General features: G+C 39.1%; 1 protein-coding gene. It reads right to left on the minus strand.

Going from position 1 to position 253, the window contains the following annotated elements; translation table 11 throughout:
* Positions 1–62: 62 nt before the first annotated feature.
* Positions 63–253: hypothetical protein (locus M1B78_RS18635; RefSeq protein ID WP_257941515.1), on the minus strand; the 191-nt coding region annotated here is incomplete at its 5' end.

A 253-nucleotide genomic window follows, 5' to 3' on the forward strand; every position in this document is an offset into this window, starting at 1 on the left:
AGTGAATAATTTCTCATTTCCGGCATTCCTTTTCCCACAATGCTTTTTGTTAAAAAATTCCGTTACTTCGCAGGTAATGAAATCCTGTTAATTTCATTAATAATCAGTAGACAAGGAGAGAACAGGCGGGTTTTGTCCTGAATGGTGAAAATCAGTCCGTTGGGATATCGGAAAGAGGATTGGAAGTCGGGAAAAGTGACAGTGGGAAAGTGATGAAATGAGGCTTCCAGAGAATGAAAGCGCATGTTTTTTT

The sequence above is a fragment of the Bacteroides muris (ex Fokt et al. 2023) genome (assembly GCF_024704895.1).
Taxonomy (GTDB): domain Bacteria; phylum Bacteroidota; class Bacteroidia; order Bacteroidales; family Bacteroidaceae; genus Bacteroides; species Bacteroides muris.